This is a genomic window from Geobacillus stearothermophilus ATCC 12980 (genome assembly GCF_030369615.1).
Taxonomy (GTDB): Bacteria; Bacillota; Bacilli; order Bacillales; family Anoxybacillaceae; genus Geobacillus; species Geobacillus stearothermophilus.
The window spans coordinates 2,756,998-2,780,198 of record NZ_CP128494.1 but is presented as its reverse complement, the minus strand read 5'-3'; the positions used below and the strand labels follow the sequence as shown (position 1 = coordinate 2,780,198).

Sequence of the window (23,201 nt, the reverse complement as noted above, 5' to 3'; positions counted from 1 at the left end):
GGCCGGGCGTTGTTCAAAAAAGAGAAAGAAGCGCGTGGGTTTTGTGGATTTCCACAAATTCAACCGCGCGCTTCGTATTTCGCTAATTTAATATCGATGTATAATTTGATTTTTTGATTCATGTCATTGAGATCAAGCTCGGCGATGTCGGCAATCCGCTTGAGCCGATAAGCAAGCGTGTTCGGGTGAACGTTGAGGACGTCAGCGGTTTCTTGCACATTTTCGTTATGGTCAAAAAATGTTTCAAACGTTTTCACCAAGTCGCTGTGATGTTTGCGGTCATAGGCTTGCAATTTCTCAAGCGCCGGGTTGGTCCAGCCTCCTTGCCGTTTTTTTTTAAGCAAAAAGTCAAAAAATTGGTAAATACCGAGTTGGGCGTAGCCGTAAACCGACTTGATTTCATCGCCGAGCTTTTCTTTCAGCGCCAGGACGGCGAGCGCTTCGCGGTAGCTTTTTTCAATGAGGCGATAGGCACCGTACACGCCGCCAAACCCGCACTGCACATCGTGGATGTGAAATCGTTCTTTCATTTTGGCGGCGAACGATTCGATGAATGCACTCAGCTCTTTCAGCGGCTGGTCAGTTTTGGGCGCCCCAAGCAAAATCACATCGCGGCCGTCGGTCGTATAAAGAAGGAGCGGGAGTTGCTGAGTCGTCTGCAAGAGATAAGAAATTTGCCGCTCCATTTCGGCGGTCAAATCAGCGGCAAAGCGGAAGACGACAACGGCAAACTGCGGTGCGGTCGGGATTTGCATGGCAGCGAGATGGGCGCGAATCTCGTCTTCGGCCGCGATATGGCTCGTCAGCAACTTCCAAAACAGCTCCTGCACCCGCTCTTCTTTTTTGTTTTTGCGCATATACAGCTGCAACACTTTGTTTTTCGCTGCCTTGGCGGCGAGCTTGAGCCATTCCATCTCCTCAGGCGACAGCGTCCGGTTCGTTTCCAGCACCCAGATGAAACCGATCACCTCATCATTTTTCCAGATCGACACAGCGACGCGGCTGCCGAGGCCGACGTCATGAATCGGCGGCACGCGCACCGGCTCGCGGCTTTTGAGCAGCGCCGGGATGGCGCCTTGTTTCCATAAGCTGTTGATCACTTTTTCCGGGACGCGCCGGCTGATGATCGTCGCCGTCCGTGCCGGATCGGTGTAATCGTCATGGGCGCTGTAGGCGATGAGCCGATGGTTCGCATCTTCGATCGTCACCGGGCATTTCAGCACGTCGCTGACGCGGTCGGCAAACTCTTCAAGGCTGTCAAATTCGCCGCGGAACGGGTCGGTATCATAAGACATATTGACTCCCTCGCATCGTCCATATGATTTGTAGTTTCATTTTATCATAAATGTGAATCCACCACCGTTATTGTATGATGAAAGAAAGGAATGGCTGCGCTTTCTGTCCAAGGAAGGAAAGAAGGAATTCTCCCAAGAATGAAAAAATGGGACATTGCCGTCATTCCCAGCGACGGAATTGGCAAGAAAGCCGTTCTCGTGGCGAACATGAACGTCAACAGCAAATATCCGTCAATGTTTGAACCGGTGCACGGTTTGGCGCCGGATATTTACGGCAAAGGTATCGCCAATCCGATCGGGCAAATTTAGACAGCGAAGTTGATGTCTGACCATTTCGTTGAAGAAGAGCTCGGCGCCTTGTTGCTAAAAACGATTGGAGATGTTACCGCCGATGGCATCAAAACGCCGAATCTTGGCGGCACGGCTTGCGGTTTTCTTCCGTTTCGGTATACTGTTTTCAGATGAACTGCAAAAGAAAGGATGATGTTCGTTGTTCAAAAAATGGTTTGGCAAGCAACAGCCGAAGGAAGAGATGATCACCGCACCGCTTGACGGGACGATTGTGCCGCTTGAAGACGTGCCGGATCCGGTGTTTGCGCAAAACATGATGGGCGATGGTATCGCCATCGACCCGGCGGATGGGGATGTCGTCGCTCCGGTCGATGGCGAAATCATTCAGCTCTTTCCGACGAAACACGCCATCGGCTTGCGTTCGGCAGCGGGTGTGGAGTTGCTCATCCATGTCGGCATCGACACCGTGTCGATGAACGGGGAAGGGTTTACCGCTTATGTCAAAGCCGGCGACCGAGTGAAGCGGGGCGATCGGCTTCTTTCTGTCGACTTGCCACTTGTGCGCGAGAAAGCGAAAAGCGCGGTGACGCCCATCATCATTACGAACGGGGATGCCCTCAAAAGCCTTGAGAGAAAGGCCGAGGCATCAGCCAAAAAAGGCGAGACGGTCTTATTTCATGTGAAAATGAAATAAGGGCGGAAGGGAGGACATATGGCGTTTCGCATCCATAAGATTTTAAACAACAACGCTGTTGTCGTGCTCGACGAAGGCAAAGAGAAAATTGTCATGGGCCCGGGGATTGCGTTTCAAAAGCGGAAAAACGATCTCATCCCCCCGGGCCGCATTGAGAAAATTTTCGTCATGGAAGAAGAAAATGAGAAGTTCCAGCAATTGCTTCGCACGTTGCCAGAAGAACATATCGATATTGCCGAAGAAATTATCAGCTATGCGGAAGGCAAACTGCAAGCACCGCTCAACGACCATATTCATATTGCGCTGACTGACCATTTGTCGTTTGCCATCGAGCGGTTGAAGCAAGGTTACCGCATTCAAAACAAATTGCTCAATGAAATTAAAGTGCTATATAAGGCGGAGTATGAAATTGGGCTATGGGCGAAACAGTTGATCAAAGAGCGGCTTGGCATCGAGATTCCCGATGACGAGGTGGCCCATATCGCCCTTCATATTCATACGGCGAAACTCGATGCCGCCAGCATGAACAAAACGATGCGCGAGACGACGCTCATTCATGAATTCGTTGACCTTATCCAAACGGAGCTCGGCATATCGATCGATAAGGAAAGCATTTCATACCAGCGGCTGCTCACTCATTTGCGCTTTGCCTTAAGCCGCATCGAAAACGGGGAGCCGATTCATTCGATGGATGAGGAGATGCTTGCGCTCATTCAGACAAAATATGCAAGGGAATGGGCGTGTACACAAAAAGCGGCAAGCTATGCAGAGAAGGAATATGGCATCCGTTTTCCGGAGGAGGAACTCGCCTATATCGTCCTCCATATCCAACGGTTGCGAAAGCGTTGACAAAAACAGCAAGTTGTCGTATAATGCAAAACAGACAACGAAATATTGCGGGATTGTGACTGCTTCGAGCAGGCAAGACCTAAAACGTATGAAGGGAACGGCAAGTGAGTCATGCCGCTAGATCGCCCTTTGTATGTTTTAGGTCTTTTTTGTTTTTCATTTTACCATCATTCAGAAGGGGAGGAGTTCACCGATGAATTATGAACACATTGCTAAACAACTCATCCCGCTCCTTGGCGGGAAAGAAAACATCATTAGCGTAACTCATTGCGCGACACGGCTTCGCCTCGTCTTAAAAGATGACAAAAAGGCCGAGGCGAAAGACATTGAAAACATTGAAGGGGTTAAAGGGGCGTTTTCCAGCTCCGGACAGTTTCAAATTATTTTTGGCACCGGCGTGGTGAATAAAGTGTATGAGGCGTTTGTCCGGGAAGCAGGGATACAGCAAGGTGATGCTGATGCTCATCAAGAAGCCATCAAGCAAAAAATGAATCCGCTCGCCCGCTTTGCGAAGACGTTGTCAAACATTTTTGTCCCAATCATCCCAGCCATTGTCGCGAGCGGTTTGTTAATGGGTTTGCTTGGGATGATGAAGGCGTTCAAATGGGTGGCGGCAGACAGCCCGCTGTATATTTTGCTTGATATGTTTTCGAGTGCGGCGTTTATTATTTTGCCAATTTTAATCGGCTTTAGCGCGGCGAAAGAATTTGGAGGCACGCCGTTTTTAGGGGCGGTCATCGGCGGTATTATGACTCACCCGGCGCTATTAAACCCGTGGGGATTGGCCGAGGCCAAGCCAAAGTATATGCATTTTCTTGGCTTTGATATCGCTATGGTCGGGTATCAAGGGACGGTCGTGCCGATTTTGCTGGCGACGTATGTGATGAGCAAAGTGGAGCGTGGATTGCGAAAAGTTGTTCCCCATGCGGTCAGTTTGCTTGTTGTTCCATTTGTGACCGTCATTTTGACGGGATTTATTACGATTTTGGCCATTGGTCCGCTCGGCAATTTGCTTGGCGATGGGATTACGAAGGTGTTGAACTTTGTTTACCATTATGGCGGTGCGTTAGCTGGCCTTATCTTTGGTGGATTGTACTCGATGATCGTCATTACCGGTGTGCATCATAGCTTTCATGCCATTGAAGCGAACTTGTTGGCGAAACTTGGGGTCAACTATTTACTGCCAATTTGGTCGATGGCCAACGTCGCCCAAGGCGGCGCCGGTTTGGCTGTATTTGTCAAATCGAAGCGGACAAAAACAAAAGAGATTGCGTTGCCGGCGGCCTTGTCAGCTTTTTTAGGCATTACCGAGCCAGTCATTTTCGGGGTGAACTTAAAATACCGGAAGCCGTTTATCGCTGCGGCCATTGGCGGCGCGCTCGGCGGAGCGTACGTCGTATTTACGAATGTAGTAGCTAATGCCTACGGGTTGACCGGCATCCCGATGATCGCCATCGTTGCGCCGGAAGGGCTCACGAACTTAATGCACTACTTAATCGGTTTTGCCATTGCCGTCGTTTCAGCGTTTGTGGCGACATTCCTTCTAAAGTTCCGTGAAGAAGAAGAGTGAGGGGACAAGCGGATGAAATCCGAACGGGAACAGAAACTTATTGAACAAGCATACGCTGAAGTCGAAAAATATGAGACTCTTGTCAATCGTGACCGGTATCGGCTTCGCTACCATCTCATGCCTCCTGTCGGGTTGATGAACGATCCAAACGGGCTGATCGACTGGCACGGAACGTATCACGTCTTCTACCAATGGATGCCGTTTCGCACCGGCCATGGCGCCAAGTTCTGGGGGCATTATACATCCCCAGACTTGGTTCATTGGCAAGCAGCGCCGATTGCGTTAGCGCCAAGCGAATGGTATGACAAAGATGGTTGCTATTCCGGCAGTGCGATTAGTTGCGATGGAAAACTCGTGCTGTTTTACACTGGCAATGTGAAAGATGAACAAGGAAACCGCCAAACGTACCAATGCATGGCCGTATCGGAAGATGGCATTCATTTTACAAAAAAAGGCGTCGTCATTACACTTCCGGACGGATATACGGCCCATTTCCGCGATCCGAAAGTATGGCGGTATCAGGGCCATTGGTATATGATCCTGGGGGCGCAAAGCGAAAGCGGCGATGGAAAAGCGGTGCTGTTTCGTTCCGCTGATCTTTGTCATTGGGAGCATCTTGGCCCAATTGCTGGCGGCAACATGAACGGGCTTGGTCCGTTTGGCTATATGTGGGAATGCCCAGACTTGTTTCCATTAGATGGGCAAGACGTACTCATCGTCTGCCCGCAAGGATTAAAACCGGACGGCATGCGCTACCAAAACGTCTACCAGTCAGGTTATTTTGTCGGCCGCTTCGACTACGAACGGGCCGAATTCCTTCACGGGACGTTTGAGGAGCTTGATCGCGGCTTTGAATTTTACGCCCCGCAAACGATGCTTGACCGGAACGGGCGGCGCATCCTCATCGGCTGGATGGGCGTGCCGGACCAGGATGAAGACCGTCAGCCGACAGTGAGCCACCGCTGGGTGCACGCGCTCACCTTGCCGCGCGAACTTCGCCTCACTGGCGGCAAGCTGAGACAGACGCCAGTGGAAGAGCTGAAACAGTTGCGCAAACAAAAAGTAGCATATCCAAGCGCCACTGTGGTGAATGAGCTGAGGTCATGGCCGGGACTCGAGGGAGATGCGATCGAACTTCGCCTCGACAATATCGAACTGTTCGGAAGCATGATGGAAATTTACTTTCGCCATGCGGCTCGCCTTGTTTACAATAGTGACGAAGGGGTATTGACGCTTGAACGGAAAAGCTTTGTGAACGGACTGACGGAGAAGCGGCAATGTCGATTGCCACGTCTTCGTTCGCTTCATGTTTTCCTTGATACGTCATCGATCGAACTGTTCGTCAATGATGGCGAAGAGACGTTCACTGCGCGGTTTTTTCCGCATCCGGACGACCAAACGATTTTCTTTGGCGCTCATGGGCATCTTCAGATGGACATCGAGAAATGGGAATTATAAGACGGATTGGCACAAGCAAAGCTGCCGAGAGCACTCGCTTTTCGGCGGCTTTTTTATTACTGTTGTAGTTCCTTTTGTGAGACAATGAGCAATACGGGATTGAATTTACTTCCGTCCTCCTCTATAATGAACAGTAGACGATGTCTTTACATCTATAATGACAGGGGGATACACATGAACCAAACCGCGATTTCCCAGCGCAAGCTGTTAGGCATCGCCGGTCTCGGTTGGCTGTTTGACGCCATGGACGTCGGGATGCTGTCGTTTTTGATGGCGGCCTTGCAAAAAGACTGGAATTTGACGGCCAGCCAAGTCGGCTGGATCGGCAGCGTCAACTCGATCGGCATGGCGGTCGGAGCGCTCGTGTTCGGGCTGCTCGCCGACCGGATCGGCCGGAAAAATGTTTTCATTGTCACATTGTTATTATTCTCGATCGGCAGCGGACTGTCGGCGCTGACGACGACGTTGGCGGCGTTTTTGGCGCTCCGCTTTTTGATCGGCATGGGGCTTGGCGGTGAGTTGCCGGTCGCGTCAACGCTCGTTTCGGAGGCGGTGCCGGCTAAGGACCGCGGCCGGGTTGTCGTGCTGCTTGAGAGCTTTTGGGCTGGCGGGTGGCTGCTGGCGGCGCTCATCTCGTATTTCGTCATACCAGTTTACGGATGGCGGACGGCGTTATGGATGGCGGCGATTCCAGCGCTGTATGCGATCTATTTGCGCCTCCGTCTGCCTGATTCGCCGCGGTTTGCGGCCGCGCAAAAAGAGGAGACGGTGTGGAGCAATATCGTCAAAGTATGGTCCGCTCCCCATCGGAAAGAGACGGTCATGCTTTGGCTCCTTTGGTTTTGCGTCGTCTTTTCGTATTACGGCATGTTTTTATGGCTGCCGAGTGTCATGGTCATGAAAGGGTTCAGCTTGATTAAAAGTTTTGAGTACGTGCTTATCATGACGCTAGCGCAGCTGCCGGGTTATTTCAGCGCCGCATGGCTGATCGAGCGGGCTGGGCGGAAATTTGTCTTGGTTGCGTACTTGCTTGGCACCGCATTGAGCGCCTACTTTTTCGGCACGGCCGAGTCGCTCGTCGGACTGATGGCGTCCGGCATTTTCTTGTCGTTTTTCAACTTGGGCGCCTGGGGGGCGCTGTATGCCTATACACCGGAGCAGTATCCGACATCGATCCGTGCGACAGGCGCCGGCATGGCGGCGGCGTTTGGCCGCATCGGCGGCATTTTCGGCCCGCTGTTGGTCGGATCGCTTGTCGCGCAAGGGGTGTCGGTGACGATGATTTTCACGCTGTTTTGCCTCGCTGTTCTTGTCGCCGTTCTTTCTGTCGCCGTCCTCGGCAAAGAGACGAAGCAGCAAGAGCTCGCTTAAGTTGACAAATCAAACGGAGGGCTATACCTTAAGGGTAAGCCCTTTTTTGTTCGGATCATGAAGAGAGGCGGTGGATTCCTTGCGCCCGTTCGTATCGGTCGTCATCCCGACGTACAATCGCCCGTATCCGCTTGCCGAGCTGCTCGAGGCGTTGAGCCGGCAGACATACCGCCATTTTGAGGTGATCATTGTCAATGACGGCGGCATTCCCGTTCATGATGTCGTCGCCTTGTACCCGGAGCTTGACGTTCGTCTCATCGACCGCCGCGAAAACGAAGGACATGTCGCCGCCCGCAACGAAGGCGTCAAGGCGGCGCGTGGCGACCTCATCATGCTTTGCGACGACGACGATTTAGTGTTGCCGTGCCATCTCGAGCGGATGGCCGCGGCACTCGAGCATGCGGACTTCGCCTATGCCGATGCGGAAATTGTCCAGTATCGGGTGAAAAACGACCAGCGTGTTCCATCCGCCCGTTTTTTATTTGCCTATGAGTATGATTTGGAAGCGATGCGGACGTTTTCGACGTACGTCCCGTCTGGAAGCGTGTATCGAAAATCGCTCCATGACGAGATCGGCTGCTTTGACACGACTGTCCACCATTATTGGGACTGGGACTTCTTTTTGCGGGCCGCCTCTGTATGCCGCGTCACCCGTGTCGCGGCGGCGACCGTGTTGTACGCGTTCAGCCCGGACGGCGACAACGTGTCGCGACATATGAACGACAAGCGGCGCCAATATTTGCGGCGGCTGTGTGAGAAGCATGGGCTTGGGGACTTGCCGATGAAAAATTTTTGGCTATTGCTTGACGAGCCGGAAGTCGCGAAGCGCCGGGCGAAAAGCGAAGTCATCTGGGACGGGAAGCCCGTCGTGTCGCGGTTTTGGGCGCAAAAAAATGCGAGCGACCATTGACATAGGTCTTTCTGGTTTGCTATGATAGTGGACAAAATCATATATGGATCGCGATGACGGATCAATAGTAGTTAACCCTCTCTTCCGAAGCGAGCCGGGGGCGGTGGGAGCCCGGTGAAGACGGTTAATGAAACGGCAGTCCGGAGCGGAAATGGCAAAAAGGGGATGCGTGATTTGCGCATCAACTAGGGTGGAACCGCGGGAGCTACGCTCTCGTCCCTAGGCGTCAGGCCTAGGGGCGAGGGCGTTTTTGATTGGTGGACATCACATTGAAGGAGGATGAACACGATGGCTGTCACAATGGAAGAAATCGTCGCACATGCCAAGCATCGTGGCTTCGTGTTTCCGGGCTCGGAAATTTACGGCGGGCTGGCGAACACGTGGGATTACGGCCCGCTTGGCGTCGAGCTGAAAAACAACATCAAACGGGCGTGGTGGAAAAAGTTCGTCCAAGAGTCACCGTACAACGTCGGGCTTGACGCCGCCATTTTAATGAACCCGAGAACGTGGGAAGCGTCCGGTCACTTAGGCAACTTCAACGATCCGATGGTCGACTGCAAACAGTGCAAAGCGCGCCACCGCGCCGACAAGCTGATTGAGAAGGCGCTCGAGGAAAAAGGGATCGAGATGATCGTTGACGGGTTGCCGCTGGCCAAAATGGATGAACTCATCAAGGAATACGACATCGCCTGCCCGGAATGCGGCAGCCGCGATTTCACGAACGTGCGCCAGTTCAACTTAATGTTTAAAACGTACCAAGGCGTCACCGAGTCGAGCGCCAACGAAATTTATTTGCGTCCAGAGACAGCGCAAGGCATTTTCGTCAACTTCAAAAACGTCCAGCGCACGATGCGCAAAAAATTGCCGTTTGGCATCGCGCAAATCGGCAAAAGCTTCCGCAACGAGATTACGCCGGGCAACTTCACATTCCGCACGCGCGAATTCGAACAGATGGAGCTCGAGTTTTTCTGCAAGCCCGGTGAGGAGCTGCAATGGTTTGACTATTGGAAACAGTTTTGCAAGGACTGGCTGCTGTCGCTCGGCATGAAGGAGGATAACATCCGCCTGCGCGACCATGCGAAAGAAGAGTTGTCCCACTACAGCAACGCCACAACGGACATCGAGTACCATTTCCCGTTCGGCTGGGGCGAGCTGTGGGGCATCGCGTCGCGCACGGATTACGATTTGAAGCGGCATATGGAATACTCGGGCGAGGACTTCCATTATCTCGACCAAGAAACGAACGAGCGCTACATCCCGTACTGCATTGAGCCGTCGCTTGGCGCTGACCGCGTCACGCTGGCGTTTATGATCGACGCCTATGACGAAGAAGAGCTGGAAGACGGCACGACGAGAACGGTGATGCACTTGCATCCGGCGCTTGCGCCGTACAAAGCGGCTGTCTTGCCGCTGTCGAAAAAGCTCGCTGATGGGGCGCACCGCATTTATGAAGAGCTGGCGAAACATTTCATGGTCGACTATGACGAAACCGGCTCGATCGGCAAGCGGTACCGCCGCCAAGATGAAATCGGCACGCCGTTTTGCATCACATACGATTTCGAGTCTGAACAAGACGGCCAAGTGACCGTGCGCGACCGCGACACGATGGAGCAAGTGCGGTTGCCGATTGGGGAGCTCAAAGCCTTTTTAGAGGAAAAAATCGCCTTTTGATGCCATGAACGCCGGGGCAGCGACGAAACCCCGGCGTTTTTTTAACAACCCATACGCCGCAAGTCCCCCGCCTCTAAGCGAAGCGTAGGCGGGGGATACGCGGCGTCCTTTTTTTACTTTTGATCAAAAAAAGTAAAAAAATGGGAGAATCGATGAAAAAAGAATATAGATTTTCGATTATTCATATTTTTATTTTATATTATAAGTAAGGAGGTGAAAGGATGTATCGAACGGTCAAAATACCTTTTCAAACATCAAAAAAAGATATCGATCGATTATTCGAATGCAACCGAATATCGGCTCAAATTTGGAATGACTGTTTAGTCATTGCCAAAAACTATGCATTAAAGAATAATGGAAAATGGATCAACCAAACCGAACTTCAAAAACAAACGAAGGGCAAATACCCGATCCATAGCCAAAGCATTCAAGCCGTATGCCATAAATATTTGAACGCCAGAGACAGCGCCAAAAAAGCCAAACAAAAAGGGCTAGATAACAAATATCCGTACAAACAGAAAGAGTATAGACGAGTTTCTGCATGGATCAAGGGGGTTCACCATGATGGAAGGGAAACCGATTTACTACGATGGAAGCGGCCATCCGCCTGGTGATGATGAAATCGTTATCAAAAGCGAACCGTTTGTGCTCACCGATGAGATACGAAAACAAATCAGCGGCAACCCGTTTGTCGTGGAACAAAGCGAGTAACATTGCCTTGGAGAAAGGCAATTTTTTTTTGCGGTCAAATCGTTTGCCAAATGTGTCGGATCTTTATATAATTATCTCTTGTTGGAGATATTTGAATTCAAAATAAGTGAATGCCGCTTGAACAAAGTGCAAACACTAAAGTGCCGAGATCATCACGAAAGGGAGTATGCATCATGACAAACGTATTGTACATCACCGCCCATCCGCACGACGACACGCAGTCTTACAGCATGGCGGTCGGAAAGGCGTTCATTGAGACGTACAAACAAGTGCATCCGGATCATGAAGTCATTCATCTCGACTTATACAAGGAATACATTCCGGAAATCGACGTCGACGTGTTCAGCGGCTGGGACAAGCTTCGCTCCGGGAAATCGTTTGAAGAGCTGTCTGACGAAGAAAAAGCGAAAGTCGGGCGGATGAACGAGCTGTGCGAGCAGTTTATTTCCGCCGACAAATACGTATTCGTCACGCCGATGTGGAACTTTTCGTTCCCTCCGGTGTTAAAGGCGTACATTGACGCCGTGGCGGTCGCCGGCAAGACGTTTAAATATACGGAACAAGGGCCGGTCGGATTGCTTACTGATAAAAAAGCGCTCCACATTCAAGCGCGCGGCGGTTTCTACTCCGAAGGCCCGGCGGCGGAAATGGAAATGGGCCATCGGTATTTAAGCGTCATCATGCAATTTTTCGGTGTTCCGTCATTTGAAGGGTTGTTTGTCGAAGGGCATGCGGCGGTGCCGGAAAAGGCGGAAGAAATTAAAGCGAACGCCATCGCTCGGGCGAAAGACTTGGCGCACACGTTTTAACGGGAGGCCGAGTATTGCGCGGGAAATGGCTGCAAACTTGGCCTGGGAGCCTCTTCATCCGGAGAGGCTCCTTTTTTATTGGACAAACCAAACGGCCGTGACGTTCATATACGTGGCGGGGAGCCGTATGGTATAATAAGCCATATAGAATGAAGAGTGGAGGTTCCTCGTTGGTGAAGGAATACGAACGATATCGCCTGGTGCGTCTGCACAGCGCGATGGCCGTGCTGGCGGCCGGAATGTTTGGCTTGCTTCTGTTTGCGGCCAGCCGGTTGCCTGTTTCGCCCGAATTCTATCATTCTATTCATCTTGCCTTAGGGCTCGCCGTGACGGTCGTTTGCTGGCTTGTCGCCGTGCAAGGATGGTCTGTGTTTCCGCATACGTTGTCAATGGAGCGGCTGATGATGGGGGCGCTGTTTTTCTCCTCAGGCTTGTTGTTTTCGCTGCATGTTGTCTTGTCTTTTGCATCTGATGGTGTGGAAGCGTCCCCTTTTTCGCTCTCGGCCCGATTGACGCTTGCCTGGGGGCTTCTTTTTCTGTTTTCGCGCCGCGATGAGGTGATGGAGCGGAGGAGCGGGCAACGGTGGCAAGCGTTTTTCGCCGCTTTTGCTTATGCGGCGGTCGTTGGGCTATTCATCCATTGGGTAGCGCCACTTTGGCCGGGAGACGGGACAAGCCGCTGGCCGCTCTGGTGGAAGGCCGGCGAAGGGATTGCCGGTTTGCTCGATGCGGGCGCCGCTTTGCTTGTATGGCGTCGTTGGCGGCAAGGGAGTTCCCGATCCTTCCTGTACTGGCTGCTGGCGTTATGGTGGTTTGCCCTCGGCCAATGGCTGCTTATGCTTGGCGGCGGCCATGCGCTATGGGGGCAGCTGTATGAAATGACCGGATTTTTGTATGTCGTGCGTGCAATGTACGTCGAGACGGTCGAAAAACCGTACGTGGAGCTGAAACAGCACAAACAGCAGCTGGAAATGATGGCGAACGCCCTTGGCGAGGGATTGATGATGTTAAACCGCGACGGCCGGATCGTATGGATGAACCCGGAAGCGGGCCGTTTGCTTGGCCTTGATCCGGAGGAAGCGAAAGGGAAGCCGCTGTTTTCCTTTGTCTCGCTCGCCGGGCCGGATGGGTCCGCGTGGGACTGGAAGCGGCTGCGCCGTGTTGTCAAACAGCTGAAAAGCGGCGAGGTGATTCGCGTCGAGGAGGAGCCGTTTCGCCGCCATGACGGCGTGTGCCTGCCGGTCGGCTACACGCTGGCACCGGTGATGGAAAACGGTGCGCTGACAGGGCTTGTCGCCGTTTTGCGCGACATGACGGAGAAAAAAGAAAAAGATCGGCTCGAGCGCGAGAGGGAACAGCTCGACTTTGAACTGTCGCTTGCCGCGAATATGCAACGGGCGCTTTTGCAGACATCGTCGAAGGCGGATTTGCCTTCGTACGTCGATATCAGCGCCCTCAGCGTCCCTGCCCGAGTGTTGAGCGGCGATTTCTACCACTTTGCCGTCCATCAAACATCGGTCTCAGCTTGCATTGCCGATGTATCGGGAAAAGGGATTCCAGCGGCAATGCTCATGACGCTGATGAAATTTATTCTGGACCGGACCGTTCATTACGGAACGCAGCCGCACGTGTATCTTGACCTGCTGAACCGATTCGCCTACGACTACACCGAGCCGTCGATTTTTGTCACGATGTTTGTCGGCAATTACAACGAAAAGACGCATACGTTCTCGTACGCGTGCGCTGGGCACGAACCGGCGCTTTGGTACCGGGCGAAAACGAAACAATGCGTGCCGCTTCACGCGAAAGGGTGCGCGCTCGGGTTGTTTCCGCAATTTTCGTTTGAGACGAAGTCGGTAGTGCTCGAGCCGGGTGATTTTGTGCTGCTGTACACCGATGGGGTGACCGAAAAACGCGGCGAAGAGGCGGACGATGATTTTTCCGTCCTCGCCTCGATGGTTGCCCGCGTCAATTTGGACCAGCCGGCAGCGCAAATCGTCTGCGATTTGTACGAGCATATCAAGGCGTACCACCAATACGAACAAAAAGACGACCAGACGTTGTTGTTGCTCCGCCGCCGCTAATACCGCCCTAGCCGGCCGGCGGCGTTTTTGGCTGTTACGACGGGTAGGCAGCGGCCAGCTGCCGTTTCAGCTTTTCGATCGCCCGCTTTTGAATGCGGCTGATCGTCATTTGCGAGACGCCAAGCCGTTCAGCGAGCGACCGTTGCGTCTCGCCGCGGCGGAAGACGGCGTCGATGACGATTTGTTCTTGCTCGCTCAGTTTGCCGATCGCCTGCTCTAAATCCATTCGCTCGATCAGCGACTCGATTTCGTTCGCTTCATCCGCGACGAATTCACCGATCGTCGTCGCATCCTTTTCCCCGTCTTGGACCGGGGCGTCGAGCGAAATCGCCTGGTAATGGTCGCGGCCGGCTAAAATCTCGATCGTCTCTTCCACCGATAAGCCTAAATGGGCGGCAATTTCATCTATGTTCGGCGACCGCTCGAGCTTGACGGTCAGTTCGTCGATGGCTTGCTGCACTTTGCTTCCTTTCTCTTTCACCCGGCGCGGCACTTGGATATACCACGCTTTGTCGCGCAAATAGTTTTTCATATAGCCGATCAAGCTTTTCATCGCATACGATTCAAAGTTTGTTCCTTGGTTCGGGTCGTAATGGTCAAGAAGGCGCAAAAACGACAGTCGGCCGACTTGAAACAAGTCTTCGTAAAAATCAGGGCGGCTGCGCGCCATTTTTTTCGCTGCGGCCGCAATGAGCGGCTCAAAACGCACGAGCAACGCTGTCGCCGCTTCTTCCGTCTTCGTTTGTTGATAGGCGGAAATAAGGGCGTCAAGCTTGCTCTTGGACAGAGGAGGGGGATATACAGTCATGGGCATGCTCTCCTTCGCCGTGAAGGCGGAATTTCGTTAGGCGGACTTCCGTTCCGCCTTTGGTCGTGACGCGGACGTCATCCATGAGCGCTTCCATTAAAAAGAGGCCGAGGCCGCCGACTTTCACATCTTGGAGTGGCTTGCCGGACAGCGACGCCGCCTGTTTGATCGCCCGTTTGTAGTCAAACCCTTTTCCCTCATCTTTAATGACGATGGAAAGCGCATCGGCGCTCATCTTAAAACGGAGGTGAATATCGCCGCTTCTTCCGTTGTAGGCGTGAAGCACGACGTTGTTGCACGCTTCGGAGACGGCGACTTTCATATCTTCGATTTCTTCATAGGAAAATCCCATTTTGGCAGCCAGCCCGTATAACGTCAAACGCACGATGTCAAGAAACTGTGAATCGGCTGGAATCGACAGCTGTACGATCGTTTCGTGCTCTTTCATGATTGGCCTCCGATCCTTTCTGACGCATCGTTCATTTCGGAAAAAAAGTAGGATACTCCAGTTAAATCGAACAGACGCCGCACTTTCGGCGGCACGTTTTCAATGGCAAACGGCGCCCCGAGTTGATGCCGCGTTTTTAACAGCGCTACAAACATGCCGATCCCGGTGCTGTCAATATACGTTAAATCTTCGAGACGAAGAACGAGCGGTTTGGATGCATCGCCGGCGAGCGGTTCGACGGTGTGTTGAAATTGCTCGGCTGCCGCCAGGTCCAGTTCGCCTTTTATGTATACAACGTGCCGATCCGGCTGTTCGTCATGAACAAGATGGAATTGTTTCTGATCCATTTCTTTCACCCCACTGTGCGTTTGATGGATATCCCGTGTTGCGTTGGCGACGACGGTTTAGCTTGTCCGGCCTTTGGTGTTTACGCTTTCTATACCCATATTTTATACTTGTTGAAACAGGGAATGTCGAATGAAAAGGGGACATGATGATGGAAAGATGGAAACAATGGGCGAAGAGAATAAAAAAGGAGATTTTTGTCCTCTATTCCGCCTGCCGCGACCGGCGTGTTCCGGTTTGGCTGCGGCAGGGGATTGGCGCATTTCCTATTGGGGAAACAGGTTTCGCTATGGTTGCCTCAATCTGAACATTCACTTCGCTTTGACGCTGGTGTCTTTTGGGCTACAATGATAAAAGGGAAAAAGCCGATGGCAAAGGAGTTGCTCGCAATGCCGATTCTCAAAAACGACTGGGCTCCGCTGCTTGAAGAGGAGTTTCAAAAGCCGTACTACTTAAAGCTGCGCGAGTTTTTAAAAGAGGAGTACCGGACGCGGACGATCTATCCCGATATGCACGATATTTTCAACGCCCTTCATTATACACCGTATGCAAACGTCAAAGTCGTGCTGCTCGGGCAAGATCCGTACCACGGCCCGGGACAGGCGCACGGGCTTAGTTTTTCCGTCAAGCCGGGCGTGCCGGTGCCGCCGTCCTTAGCGAACATTTTTAAAGAGTTGCATGACGACCTTGGCTGCTATATACCAGATAACGGCTATCTCGTCAAATGGGCCGAGCAAGGGGTGCTGTTGTTAAACACGGTGTTGACGGTCCGCCGCGGCCAGGCGAACTCCCATCGCGGCAAAGGGTGGGAATATTTCACCGACCGCGTCATTGAGCTCGTCAACGAAAAAGACGATCCGGTCGTCTTTTTGCTTTGGGGCCGGAACGCGCAAGAGAAAAAAGAACGGATTACGAATCCGCGCCATCTGATTATTGAAGCGCCGCACCCGAGCCCGTTTTCCGCCGCGCGCGGCTTTTTCGGTCATCGCCCGTTTTCGCGGACGAACGCGTTTTTAACCAAGCACGGACGCGAACCGATCGATTGGCAAATCGAGAACATCGGCGCCCGCGCTGAATGAAGAAAGGGGGAAGATATCATGACGATCTCTTTGGCGGCGGTTGTCGCCAAAATGGAAGACGAATTGCGCAAGGCAAAGGCGGCCCATGACCCGCAGCGGATGCGTGAACATGTCGCTGCCATTCGCGTTTTATGCGATTTGATGCTGGAAACGACAGGCCAGCCGCAGCCGTCCGTTCCGTCTGTCTCGACAGAGTCGCTTGCCGTCGGCGGGCCGATTTCGGTTGCTGGCGGGCTTTCGCTTGGGGGTGTTTCTGTCGGAGGACGTTCTCCCGACATTGACGATGAGGCGAACGGGGAGTCGTTGTTGGATTTTTGAGGGGGCAACGAAACACCGTGGAAAACGGTCTTCTCCACGGGGAATGTTGATCAACAGAACTCCGTTGAATCGCTTGCCTTTGTTTGCGCCAAAAAACAAGAAGCGGTTCACCGGCTTGGATGCGGGTCTTGCCGGTGGCGCTCCCGATTGACCGGTTTTGTCGAGTGAAATGGCTGACACCTATTCGTCATTTGTTATCGAGGAACATTTCCATTATATTAATGTAATGAGGGAAAACAATCTTTCATTAGAAAGGCGGAACAGCTATGAAAACATTCGTCCTTCTCGGCGCGCTCAATGCGTTTTTAGCCGTCGCATTGGGAGCGTTTGGCGCGCACGGGCTGGAAGGGAAGATTCCGGATCGTTATTTGGAGATTTGGAAAACGGCGGTCCAATATCAGATGTTCCACGCATTAGGGCTGCTTGTTGTCGGATTGCTCGCTGGCAAGGCGCCAAATGTCGGGCTGATCGGTGCGGCGGGCTGGGTGATGTTCGCCGGCATCGTGTTGTTTTCCGGGAGCTTGTACGTATTAAGTGTAACGCAGATTAAGCCGCTTGGCGCGATCACTCCGTTTGGCGGCGTCGCTTTTTTGGTCGCCTGGGTGATGATCGGCTATGCGGCGTTGAAATGGCTGTAAGCGAAGCGCGGGCAAGGTGTACCCCGAACAGGAAATCACGCGCCGTCCCAATCATAGAAGGCACCTTTTTTGTTTCGTTTGCCACCATGATAGACAACTGGGCGTCAGCAACTTGTGATGGACGTCGCATCGGATGAAAAAAAGCAGGCTACCCTGGGGCAGCCTGCTCATCGAACATCGGTTTTTCGCTTGCACTCAGCGCGGCGAATAGGAGGCGAGCGGCGTGGCGGAGGCACCGGCAAACGGATATTCGTAGGCGATTTCTCCTTCAAACGTGACGTAATCGAGGTAAATCATCGGGATCAAATAGCGTGTGCCTGTTTGTGGGTCGCTTAAAATGACATGGTCACGTCCAGCCGCTTCAATGACGCCGCGAAACACCTTGGCATTCCACTCACGGTTGTTTTCAAACGTCGCATAGATAGTGGCGACTTTTCCTTTGTTTAACCGTAAAATGTTTTCAATGTACGATTCTTCAATCGGCAGCATCCCTGGAATCGATGGGCCGGTGGTGGTCGGCATCGGTGTCGGGGCCGTAAACGTCGGCGCCTGCAAACCGAACGTTGGAGCGGCAGCCGCTTGCGGATAGTAATAATACGGGTACGCCGCCGGATAGTACGGCTGCGGATACGGATAGCCGTATGGATAGGATGCATACGGTTGTTGCCGTTCTTGACCGAACGGCGAATAATAAAATGATTGTTGCTCCTCATCAAGTGGATAAAATTGATTTTCTGGATTGTTCGGCATAAAGAACCCTCCTCAATATTAAGAATAGACACGTGGGCAGTCGGATGGAGTCGGTGCAAAAAAGCAATGCGATTTGTAGCGGCCGACGTTCCACTGGCCAAACCATTGCGGTGGGCACGGTTGACCTTCAGGTGGTTTAAAAAACCAAAGGGCGTTTGTCGCTGGGTGGTAGCGCCAACCGCGGAGCACTTGGCGGGCTAGGCCTATATCCAATTTTCGCGCCCGTTGGTAAAAGTACCCTTTTTGCACCGCCTCAAAGCCGCCCGGGCTTTGAAACACCATTTGCCGGATAGTGCGGATGCCGCGGAAGTCAAGGCAGTCGGCGATGACGCGGTTGACGCCGACGTTGCCGACCATGAGCATCCCAAGCCGCCCGTCTCCTTCCGCTTCGGCTCGCATGAGCCGAGCCAACAACTTCACTTCCTCTTCTGTGTGGGCTACAATGGAGGGAGCGATCTGACCCATATCGTCACCTCAGTCGTTGTGAATTTCGACAGTAATAGGCTATTGATGGAACAGGAAAATGGTGACAGACAGACAGGCGATTTCTCGGAGGAATTTCTGATTTATATGTATGGGGCAGTTGGGCTGGATATGACAGAAACAGGGGAGGTTGACCAAAAAGGGAAACCCGTTGCGCAAGAAAGACCCGTAACATGATGTGCAAAGGGATGACGGCGGAAGAAATCGCTCGTTTGGCTGACCTTTCAGGGGGAGGAGCTCGCCGGTTGCTTGAAGAACAGGAAAATAAGCGAAGGGCCCTGCCGCGTTTGGGCCCCTCTTTTTTATACATGGAAGAACGAAGGAACTTTTTCCACCGACAAGCGAGTGCCGACGAAAAATGAACCAAACTCGCCAAAGCGGGCGCTCACTTCATCAAAGCGCATTTCATAGACGAGCTTTTTGAACAGGAGTGCATCATCTGAAAACAAGGTGACGCCCCATTCAAAATCATCCAAGCCGACGGAGCCGGTGATGATTTGCGTCACTTTGCCGGCGTATTTTCGGCCGGTCATGCCGTGGGCGCGCATGAGTTCGCGCCGCTGTTCCATCGACAACATGTACCAGTTGTCGTTGCCTTGGCGCCGCTTGTCCATCGGATAGAAGCAAATGTAGTTCGTTTTCGGCAAAATTGGATACAAACGGCGGCGCACCTCTGGAATTTGGTACGGATCTTCGCTGCCGGACGCCAAGTAGTTGCTCAACTCCACGACCGAAACGTACGAATACGCAGGTAATAAATAGTCGGCGAGTTTCGTTTTGTTAAGCGCTGTTTCGATTTCATGCAGCTCATCCAGCGTCGGCCGCAAAATCATGAACAAAATATCGGCTTTTTGCCCGACGATCGTGTAGACGGCATGGCTTCCTTGCTTCTCGCTTTCCGTCGTCTCCCATTGGTCGATAAGCGCTAAAAACTCACTGATCGCTGCCTCGCGCTCTTCGTTTGGAAGTGTTTTCCACGCGCTCCAGTCGATCGTGCGGAAATCGTGCAAACAATACCAACCGTCCAACGTTTGGGCCGCTTCGCTCATCATCGTCACTCCTTTATTCAATCAATTGTACAGTACCACTATATCATAGTTTGGCCAAAAAAGCGGCTATCAGCGCATCAAAGTGGAAGTAGACTGAATTGTGGCAAAAGGTGAATTATTTGTTGTGAAGGCTTACCTGCGTTGCGTTTCTGGCGAGAAGCGGTATGCTTAATGTAGAGAAAGGCTGATGCCTGGAGACAGGCGGGCCAACCGTGAAGGAGGCATGAATCGTGACAACCGATTTATTTACGGCATTAAAAGCGAAAGTAACCGGTACGGCTCGAAAAATCGTGTTTCCCGAGGGAACCGATGACCGCATCTTAACGGCGGCGAGCCGTTTGGCGACGGAGCAAGTGCTTCAGCCGATCGTCCTTGGCGATGAGCAAGCGATAAGGGTGAAAGCAGCTGCGCTTGGCTTGCCGCTTGAAGGGGTGGAGATTGTCAACCCGCGCCGCTACGGCGGGTTTGATGAGCTAGTTTCGGCGTTTGTGGAGCGGCGCAAAGGGAAAGTGACAGAAGAAACGGCGCGCGAGTTGCTTTTCGATGAAAACTATTTCGGTACGATGCTCGTTTATATGGGAGCGGCCGACGGCCTCGTCAGCGGGGCGGCACATTCGACGGCGGATACGGTCCGACCAGCCTTGCAAATCATTAAAACGAAGCCAGGCGTTGACAAAACGTCCGGCGTGTTCATCATGGTGCGCGGCGACGAAAAATATGTGTTTGCCGATTGCGCCATCAACATTGCTCCTAACAGTCATGATTTGGCTGAAATCGCGGTCGAGAGCGCCCGGACGGCCAAAATGTTCGGCCTTAAGCCGCGCGTAGTGCTGTTAAGCTTTTCCACGAAAGGGTCGGCCTCGTCGCCGGAGACGGAAAAAGTCGTTGAGGCGGTGCGGTTGGCGAAAGAAATGGCGCCGGATCTGATCCTTGACGGTGAGTTTCAATTTGACGCCGCGTTTGTGCCAGAGGTGGCGAAAAAGAAAGCGCCGGACTCGGTCATTCAAGGGGACGCAAATGTCTTTATTTTCCCGAGCCTTGAGGCGGGCAACATCGGCTACAAAATCGCCCAGCGCCTTGGCGGCTTTGAAGCGGTTGGCCCGATTTTGCAAGGGCTGAACAAGCCGGTTAACGACCTATCGCGCGGCTGCAGCGCCGAAGACGCCTACAAGCTCGCGCTCATCACCGCGGCGCAGTCGCTTGGGGAGTAAAGAGGCGGCGAACTGAGCAAGAGGAGTCGGAACCGGTTCGTTTTGCCAAAGAATGGGCGATCTCTTGTTTCAGGCATGGATTCGTGTCAAAGAAGGCGGCTGGCTGCTGTTTAGCCGCTTTCTTTTTTAATGGCCGTAATCGTTCCAGTTTGATGTGGTATAATGAGAGCGGAACGTTCAACGTAAGGGGTTTGTTGCGATGAGCCATGAATTGCTGCGGCAGCCGAAATGGCGGGTCATCGACCAGTCGCATTTCGGTCCGCTGTTTGATGCGAAACAATCGTTTGCCATCGATGATGCATTATGCACCGCGGTTGGTGCGGGACAGTCGGATGCGGTCGTCCGCACGTGGGTGCATGAGAATACCGTCGTCTTAGGCGCCGCTGATACGAAGCTTCCGTACATCGATGAGGCCATTTCGTTTTTGCGCCAGGAAGGGTATCGCGTCGTCGTCCGTAATTCCGGCGGGTTGGCCGTTGTCCTTGACAGCGGGGTGTTGAATATTTCGCTCATTTTTCCGGAAACGAAAAACACGATTGCCATCGAGCAAGGGTATGAGGCGATGTATGCGCTCATGGCCGCCATGCTTGCCTCATACGGCGCCCGCGTTGAGGCGGGGGAAATCGTCGGTTCGTATTGCCCGGGGAACTATGACTTGAGCATTGGCGGCAAAAAGTTTGCCGGCATTTCGCAACGGCGCGTGCGCGGCGGCGTTGCCGTGCAAATCTACCTTTGCGTCAACGGGAGCGGAGCCGTGCGGGCTGAGCTTATTCGCCGTTTTTATGAGCTCGGCCGCCAAGGAGAGAAAACGAAATTCGCCTACCCCGATGTTGTCCCAACTGTCATGGCGTCGCTGTCTGAGCTTCTCGGCTGCGAGTTGTCGATCGATGAGCTGCTTGTCACCCTTTGGCGCACGCTGCAGTCGTTTGGCGGCGAGCTATATTCGTCTTCCCTCGAGAACGGCGAATGGAATTGGTATGAGCAGTATTGGGCGCGCATCGTCGAGCGGAATGAAACGGCGCTCAAGGGCGAGCTCCTAGCAGGAGAATAAGGGGGCGGTCCGCCCAGCAGCAAGAGCCTGCGTTCATCGCCTGACGCCGCCGGCAGGCAAAAAGGATGCTCCGTGTCTCGGCCGCACCGGAGAGAGTGCGATCAAGGCGCAGCCATGGACAGGGCATCCTTATTTTATTTACTCCGCGATTTTTTCCAAGTTGCCGTTCGGGTCCATGCGGAAGGTCAGTCCCCGCTCTTCTTCCTCTTTTAACACCATTTTGCGCGCTCGGTTGATGATTTTCACGAGCGTCTCAAAATCTTCTTGGACGGTCGACGAATTTTCTTCTAATTTCGCAACCTTTTCTTCAAGTTCTTTATTTTTTTGCTTTAATTCTTCAATTTCGCGGCGCAGCCGCTCGTTTTCTTTGATCAGCGTCTCCCGTTTCCGTTCATGGGATTGGAACGTTTTCAAAAAAGCGATCACTTGATCCAGCGTCACTTGTTGCGGCGGGGAGGACGGGATGACGGCAGGCAGCTGCATCGACTCGCCCAGCTCTTCGAGTGAGGGCATCGGGGGCTCGTACAGACGCCGCTTTTTCGCGCCGCCTTGTTTGGCCAGCAGCCGCAGCCGCTCTTTTCGCTGCTTTTTCGCCAGCTGTAGTGCTTCTTCGTACTGATGGCGGACGACGGCATTCCAGCGAAAGCCACAGGCGGCCGATGTCCGATTTAGCTTGTCGCCGACTTCTTCAAACGCGTTCAGCTGGGTGCTCCCTTCACGCACATGGCGCAATACGGTCTCTGCCAACAATAAATCGTCTTCTTCCGTCCAAGCGTCTTGCCGTTGTTTCACTGTTCTCCACTCCTTCTTTCCATGCTAGTAACAGCATGGGCAAAATGAATCATATTTATACATTGCAAGTTTACAGGATTGACAAGTTGAAAGAATGAAAGGCCGCAAACTTGCAATTTTCTTCGGGAAGCGGTAGAATACACAAAGCAAACGCTGTGGAAAGGGATGACGAGTGATGGCGAATGAGTTTCGCGTTTGCGACGACTGCAAGGCGCCGAATTTAAAAACATTGATTCCGCGCTTGAAAAAGCTTGATCCGGATGCGGTTATCAAGATCGGCTGCCAGTCGTATTGCGGCCCAGGGCGGAAAAAGACGTTTGCCTTCGTCAACAACCGTCCGGTGGCGGCGCTGACGGAAGACGAACTGATTGATAAAATTGCCGAAAGGTTGAAAAAGCGATAACCGATCACCTTCTTTGCCGAAAGAAGGTGATTTTTTGTTTTTTCCGTCAATAATGGAGAAAGACGGAGAAAAAAGTCAACTATTTCTTTGTCAAAAGAAACGGCGTATAATAG

25 protein-coding genes and 1 pseudogene are annotated in these 23,201 nt (G+C 52.7%); 18 read left to right on the top strand and 8 right to left on the bottom strand.

The window, feature by feature from the left end; translation table 11 throughout:
- Positions 1–59: 59 nt before the first annotated feature.
- On the bottom strand, positions 60–1,295 hold the full coding sequence (locus QSJ10_RS15095; RefSeq protein ID WP_053532559.1) for a PucR family transcriptional regulator: 1,236 nt from the start codon (positions 1,293–1,295) through the stop codon (positions 60–62).
- A gap of 201 nt (positions 1,296–1,496) precedes the next feature.
- Here QSJ10_RS15095 and QSJ10_RS15090 point away from each other — a divergent pair.
- The 12 genes and pseudogenes from QSJ10_RS15090 to QSJ10_RS15035 form a co-directional block, all read left to right on the top strand.
- Positions 1,497–1,760: pseudogene (locus tag QSJ10_RS15090) on the top strand (isocitrate/isopropylmalate family dehydrogenase); the annotation flags it as partial.
- Between the two features lie 25 nt (positions 1,761–1,785).
- Positions 1,786–2,280: a PTS sugar transporter subunit IIA gene (locus QSJ10_RS15085; RefSeq protein WP_033015389.1), complete on the top strand. Its 495-nt coding sequence runs from the start codon at positions 1,786–1,788 to the stop codon at positions 2,278–2,280.
- 18 nt (positions 2,281–2,298) lie between these two features.
- A complete protein-coding gene (locus QSJ10_RS15080; protein WP_033015391.1) occupies positions 2,299–3,129 on the top strand; it encodes a PRD domain-containing protein in 831 nt (276 codons plus the stop codon).
- A 193-nt stretch (positions 3,130–3,322) separates the two neighbouring features.
- Positions 3,323–4,699, top strand: a complete 1,377-nt coding sequence (locus QSJ10_RS15075; RefSeq protein WP_033015392.1) for a sucrose-specific PTS transporter subunit IIBC — start codon at positions 3,323–3,325, stop codon at positions 4,697–4,699.
- A gap of 12 nt (positions 4,700–4,711) precedes the next feature.
- Positions 4,712–6,157, top strand: a complete 1,446-nt coding sequence (locus tag QSJ10_RS15070) for a glycoside hydrolase family 32 protein (protein ID WP_033015394.1) — start codon at positions 4,712–4,714, stop codon at positions 6,155–6,157.
- A 174-nt stretch (positions 6,158–6,331) separates the two neighbouring features.
- Positions 6,332–7,528, top strand: a complete 1,197-nt coding sequence (locus QSJ10_RS15065; RefSeq protein WP_053532560.1) for an MFS transporter — start codon at positions 6,332–6,334, stop codon at positions 7,526–7,528.
- A 79-nt stretch (positions 7,529–7,607) separates the two neighbouring features.
- Positions 7,608–8,438 (top strand): glycosyltransferase family 2 protein, encoded by an 831-nt coding sequence (locus tag QSJ10_RS15060; protein ID WP_153016177.1) that lies wholly within the window; start codon positions 7,608–7,610, stop codon positions 8,436–8,438.
- A 288-nt stretch (positions 8,439–8,726) separates the two neighbouring features.
- Positions 8,727–10,109, top strand: coding sequence for a glycine--tRNA ligase (locus QSJ10_RS15055; RefSeq protein WP_033004942.1), 1,383 nt, complete (start codon positions 8,727–8,729; stop codon positions 10,107–10,109).
- A gap of 221 nt (positions 10,110–10,330) precedes the next feature.
- Positions 10,331–10,723 (top strand): transposase, encoded by a 393-nt coding sequence (locus QSJ10_RS15050; protein ID WP_196242959.1) that lies wholly within the window; start codon positions 10,331–10,333, stop codon positions 10,721–10,723.
- Complete coding sequence (locus QSJ10_RS15045; RefSeq protein WP_162536241.1) at positions 10,674–10,820, top strand: hypothetical protein; 147 nt, start codon at positions 10,674–10,676, stop codon at positions 10,818–10,820. The genes QSJ10_RS15050 and QSJ10_RS15045 overlap by 50 nt, the downstream gene beginning before the upstream one ends.
- 173 nt (positions 10,821–10,993) lie before the next feature.
- Positions 10,994–11,629, top strand: a complete 636-nt coding sequence (locus QSJ10_RS15040; RefSeq protein WP_053532562.1) for an FMN-dependent NADH-azoreductase — start codon at positions 10,994–10,996, stop codon at positions 11,627–11,629.
- A gap of 173 nt (positions 11,630–11,802) precedes the next feature.
- A complete protein-coding gene (locus tag QSJ10_RS15035; RefSeq protein WP_049624171.1) occupies positions 11,803–13,713 on the top strand; it encodes a SpoIIE family protein phosphatase in 1,911 nt (636 codons plus the stop codon).
- Between the two features lie 34 nt (positions 13,714–13,747).
- Here QSJ10_RS15035 and QSJ10_RS15030 read toward each other — a convergent pair whose 3' ends face one another.
- From QSJ10_RS15030 to QSJ10_RS15020, 3 genes are read right to left on the bottom strand one after another with little or no spacing between them, the layout of a single operon-like run.
- A complete protein-coding gene (locus QSJ10_RS15030; protein ID WP_033011024.1) occupies positions 13,748–14,521 on the bottom strand; it encodes a sigma-70 family RNA polymerase sigma factor in 774 nt (257 codons plus the stop codon).
- Positions 14,481–14,969 (bottom strand): anti-sigma B factor RsbW, encoded by a 489-nt coding sequence (gene rsbW / locus QSJ10_RS15025; protein WP_049624165.1) that lies wholly within the window; start codon positions 14,967–14,969, stop codon positions 14,481–14,483. Before rsbW ends, QSJ10_RS15030 begins: the two co-directional genes overlap by 41 nt.
- Positions 14,966–15,316, bottom strand: a complete 351-nt coding sequence (locus QSJ10_RS15020; RefSeq protein WP_049624166.1) for an STAS domain-containing protein — start codon at positions 15,314–15,316, stop codon at positions 14,966–14,968. Before QSJ10_RS15020 ends, rsbW begins: the two co-directional genes overlap by 4 nt.
- Before the next feature lie 387 nt (positions 15,317–15,703).
- Between QSJ10_RS15020 and QSJ10_RS15015 the strand changes: the two genes are divergently transcribed.
- From QSJ10_RS15015 to QSJ10_RS15005, 3 genes are all read left to right on the top strand, one after another.
- Positions 15,704–16,393: a uracil-DNA glycosylase gene (locus tag QSJ10_RS15015; protein WP_011232888.1), complete on the top strand. Its 690-nt coding sequence runs from the start codon at positions 15,704–15,706 to the stop codon at positions 16,391–16,393.
- Positions 16,394–16,411: 18 nt separating this feature from the next.
- Complete coding sequence (locus QSJ10_RS15010) at positions 16,412–16,711, top strand: YwdI family protein (RefSeq protein WP_011232887.1); 300 nt, start codon at positions 16,412–16,414, stop codon at positions 16,709–16,711.
- Positions 16,712–16,977: 266 nt separating this feature from the next.
- Positions 16,978–17,349: a DUF423 domain-containing protein gene (locus tag QSJ10_RS15005; RefSeq protein ID WP_015376087.1), complete on the top strand. Its 372-nt coding sequence runs from the start codon at positions 16,978–16,980 to the stop codon at positions 17,347–17,349.
- A 195-nt stretch (positions 17,350–17,544) separates the two neighbouring features.
- Here the strand turns inward: QSJ10_RS15005 and gerQ are convergent, their stop codons facing one another.
- From gerQ to hemQ, 3 genes are all read right to left on the bottom strand, one after another.
- Positions 17,545–18,099 carry a spore coat protein GerQ gene (gerQ, locus tag QSJ10_RS15000; RefSeq protein ID WP_049624167.1) on the bottom strand — a complete coding sequence of 185 codons (555 nt, stop codon included), beginning with the start codon at positions 18,097–18,099 and terminating at the stop codon, positions 17,545–17,547.
- Positions 18,100–18,117: 18 nt separating this feature from the next.
- Complete coding sequence (locus tag QSJ10_RS14995) at positions 18,118–18,564, bottom strand: cell wall hydrolase (protein ID WP_044745349.1); 447 nt, start codon at positions 18,562–18,564, stop codon at positions 18,118–18,120.
- A gap of 320 nt (positions 18,565–18,884) precedes the next feature.
- The gene (gene hemQ, locus QSJ10_RS14990; RefSeq protein WP_033015420.1) at positions 18,885–19,631 is read right to left on the bottom strand and encodes a hydrogen peroxide-dependent heme synthase; all 747 of its coding nucleotides are present in this window, start codon (positions 19,629–19,631) and stop codon (positions 18,885–18,887) included.
- Between the two features lie 230 nt (positions 19,632–19,861).
- Here hemQ and pta point away from each other — a divergent pair, with 230 nt between their 5' ends.
- Positions 19,862–20,842, top strand: coding sequence for a phosphate acetyltransferase (gene pta, locus QSJ10_RS14985; RefSeq protein WP_053532564.1), 981 nt, complete (start codon positions 19,862–19,864; stop codon positions 20,840–20,842).
- A gap of 199 nt (positions 20,843–21,041) precedes the next feature.
- A complete protein-coding gene (gene lipL / locus QSJ10_RS14980; RefSeq protein WP_053532566.1) occupies positions 21,042–21,893 on the top strand; it encodes an octanoyl-[GcvH]:protein N-octanoyltransferase in 852 nt (283 codons plus the stop codon).
- 138 nt (positions 21,894–22,031) lie between these two features.
- Here the strand turns inward: lipL and QSJ10_RS14975 are convergent, their stop codons facing one another.
- Complete coding sequence (locus tag QSJ10_RS14975; RefSeq protein WP_011232880.1) at positions 22,032–22,685, bottom strand: RsfA family transcriptional regulator; 654 nt, start codon at positions 22,683–22,685, stop codon at positions 22,032–22,034.
- 175 nt (positions 22,686–22,860) lie between these two features.
- Between QSJ10_RS14975 and QSJ10_RS14970 the strand changes: the two genes are divergently transcribed.
- Positions 22,861–23,088, top strand: a complete 228-nt coding sequence (locus QSJ10_RS14970; RefSeq protein ID WP_011232879.1) for a YuzB family protein — start codon at positions 22,861–22,863, stop codon at positions 23,086–23,088.
- Positions 23,089–23,201 lie beyond the last annotated feature (113 nt).

Coding starts and splice junctions, on each gene's coding strand:
- QSJ10_RS15095 (WP_053532559.1), bottom strand. CDS start 1,295: ATGTCTTATGATACCGACCCGTTCCGCGGCGAATTTGACAGCCTTGAA.
- QSJ10_RS15080 (WP_033015391.1), top strand. CDS start 2,299: ATGGCGTTTCGCATCCATAAGATTTTAAACAACAACGCTGTTGTCGTG.
- QSJ10_RS15075 (WP_033015392.1), top strand. CDS start 3,323: ATGAATTATGAACACATTGCTAAACAACTCATCCCGCTCCTTGGCGGG.
- QSJ10_RS15070 (WP_033015394.1), top strand. CDS start 4,712: ATGAAATCCGAACGGGAACAGAAACTTATTGAACAAGCATACGCTGAA.
- QSJ10_RS15065 (WP_053532560.1), top strand. CDS start 6,332: ATGAACCAAACCGCGATTTCCCAGCGCAAGCTGTTAGGCATCGCCGGT.
- QSJ10_RS15055 (WP_033004942.1), top strand. CDS start 8,727: ATGGCTGTCACAATGGAAGAAATCGTCGCACATGCCAAGCATCGTGGC.
- QSJ10_RS15050 (WP_196242959.1), top strand. CDS start 10,331: ATGTATCGAACGGTCAAAATACCTTTTCAAACATCAAAAAAAGATATC.
- QSJ10_RS15045 (WP_162536241.1), top strand. CDS start 10,674: ATGGAAGGGAAACCGATTTACTACGATGGAAGCGGCCATCCGCCTGGT.
- QSJ10_RS15040 (WP_053532562.1), top strand. CDS start 10,994: ATGACAAACGTATTGTACATCACCGCCCATCCGCACGACGACACGCAG.
- QSJ10_RS15030 (WP_033011024.1), bottom strand. CDS start 14,521: ATGACTGTATATCCCCCTCCTCTGTCCAAGAGCAAGCTTGACGCCCTT.
- rsbW (WP_049624165.1), bottom strand. CDS start 14,969: ATGAAAGAGCACGAAACGATCGTACAGCTGTCGATTCCAGCCGATTCA.
- QSJ10_RS15020 (WP_049624166.1), bottom strand. CDS start 15,316: ATGGATCAGAAACAATTCCATCTTGTTCATGACGAACAGCCGGATCGG.
- QSJ10_RS15015 (WP_011232888.1), top strand. CDS start 15,704: ATGCCGATTCTCAAAAACGACTGGGCTCCGCTGCTTGAAGAGGAGTTT.
- QSJ10_RS15010 (WP_011232887.1), top strand. CDS start 16,412: ATGACGATCTCTTTGGCGGCGGTTGTCGCCAAAATGGAAGACGAATTG.
- QSJ10_RS15005 (WP_015376087.1), top strand. CDS start 16,978: ATGAAAACATTCGTCCTTCTCGGCGCGCTCAATGCGTTTTTAGCCGTC.
- gerQ (WP_049624167.1), bottom strand. CDS start 18,099: ATGCCGAACAATCCAGAAAATCAATTTTATCCACTTGATGAGGAGCAA.
- QSJ10_RS14995 (WP_044745349.1), bottom strand. CDS start 18,564: ATGGGTCAGATCGCTCCCTCCATTGTAGCCCACACAGAAGAGGAAGTG.
- hemQ (WP_033015420.1), bottom strand. CDS start 19,631: ATGAGCGAAGCGGCCCAAACGTTGGACGGTTGGTATTGTTTGCACGAT.
- lipL (WP_053532566.1), top strand. CDS start 21,042: ATGAGCCATGAATTGCTGCGGCAGCCGAAATGGCGGGTCATCGACCAG.
- QSJ10_RS14970 (WP_011232879.1), top strand. CDS start 22,861: ATGGCGAATGAGTTTCGCGTTTGCGACGACTGCAAGGCGCCGAATTTA.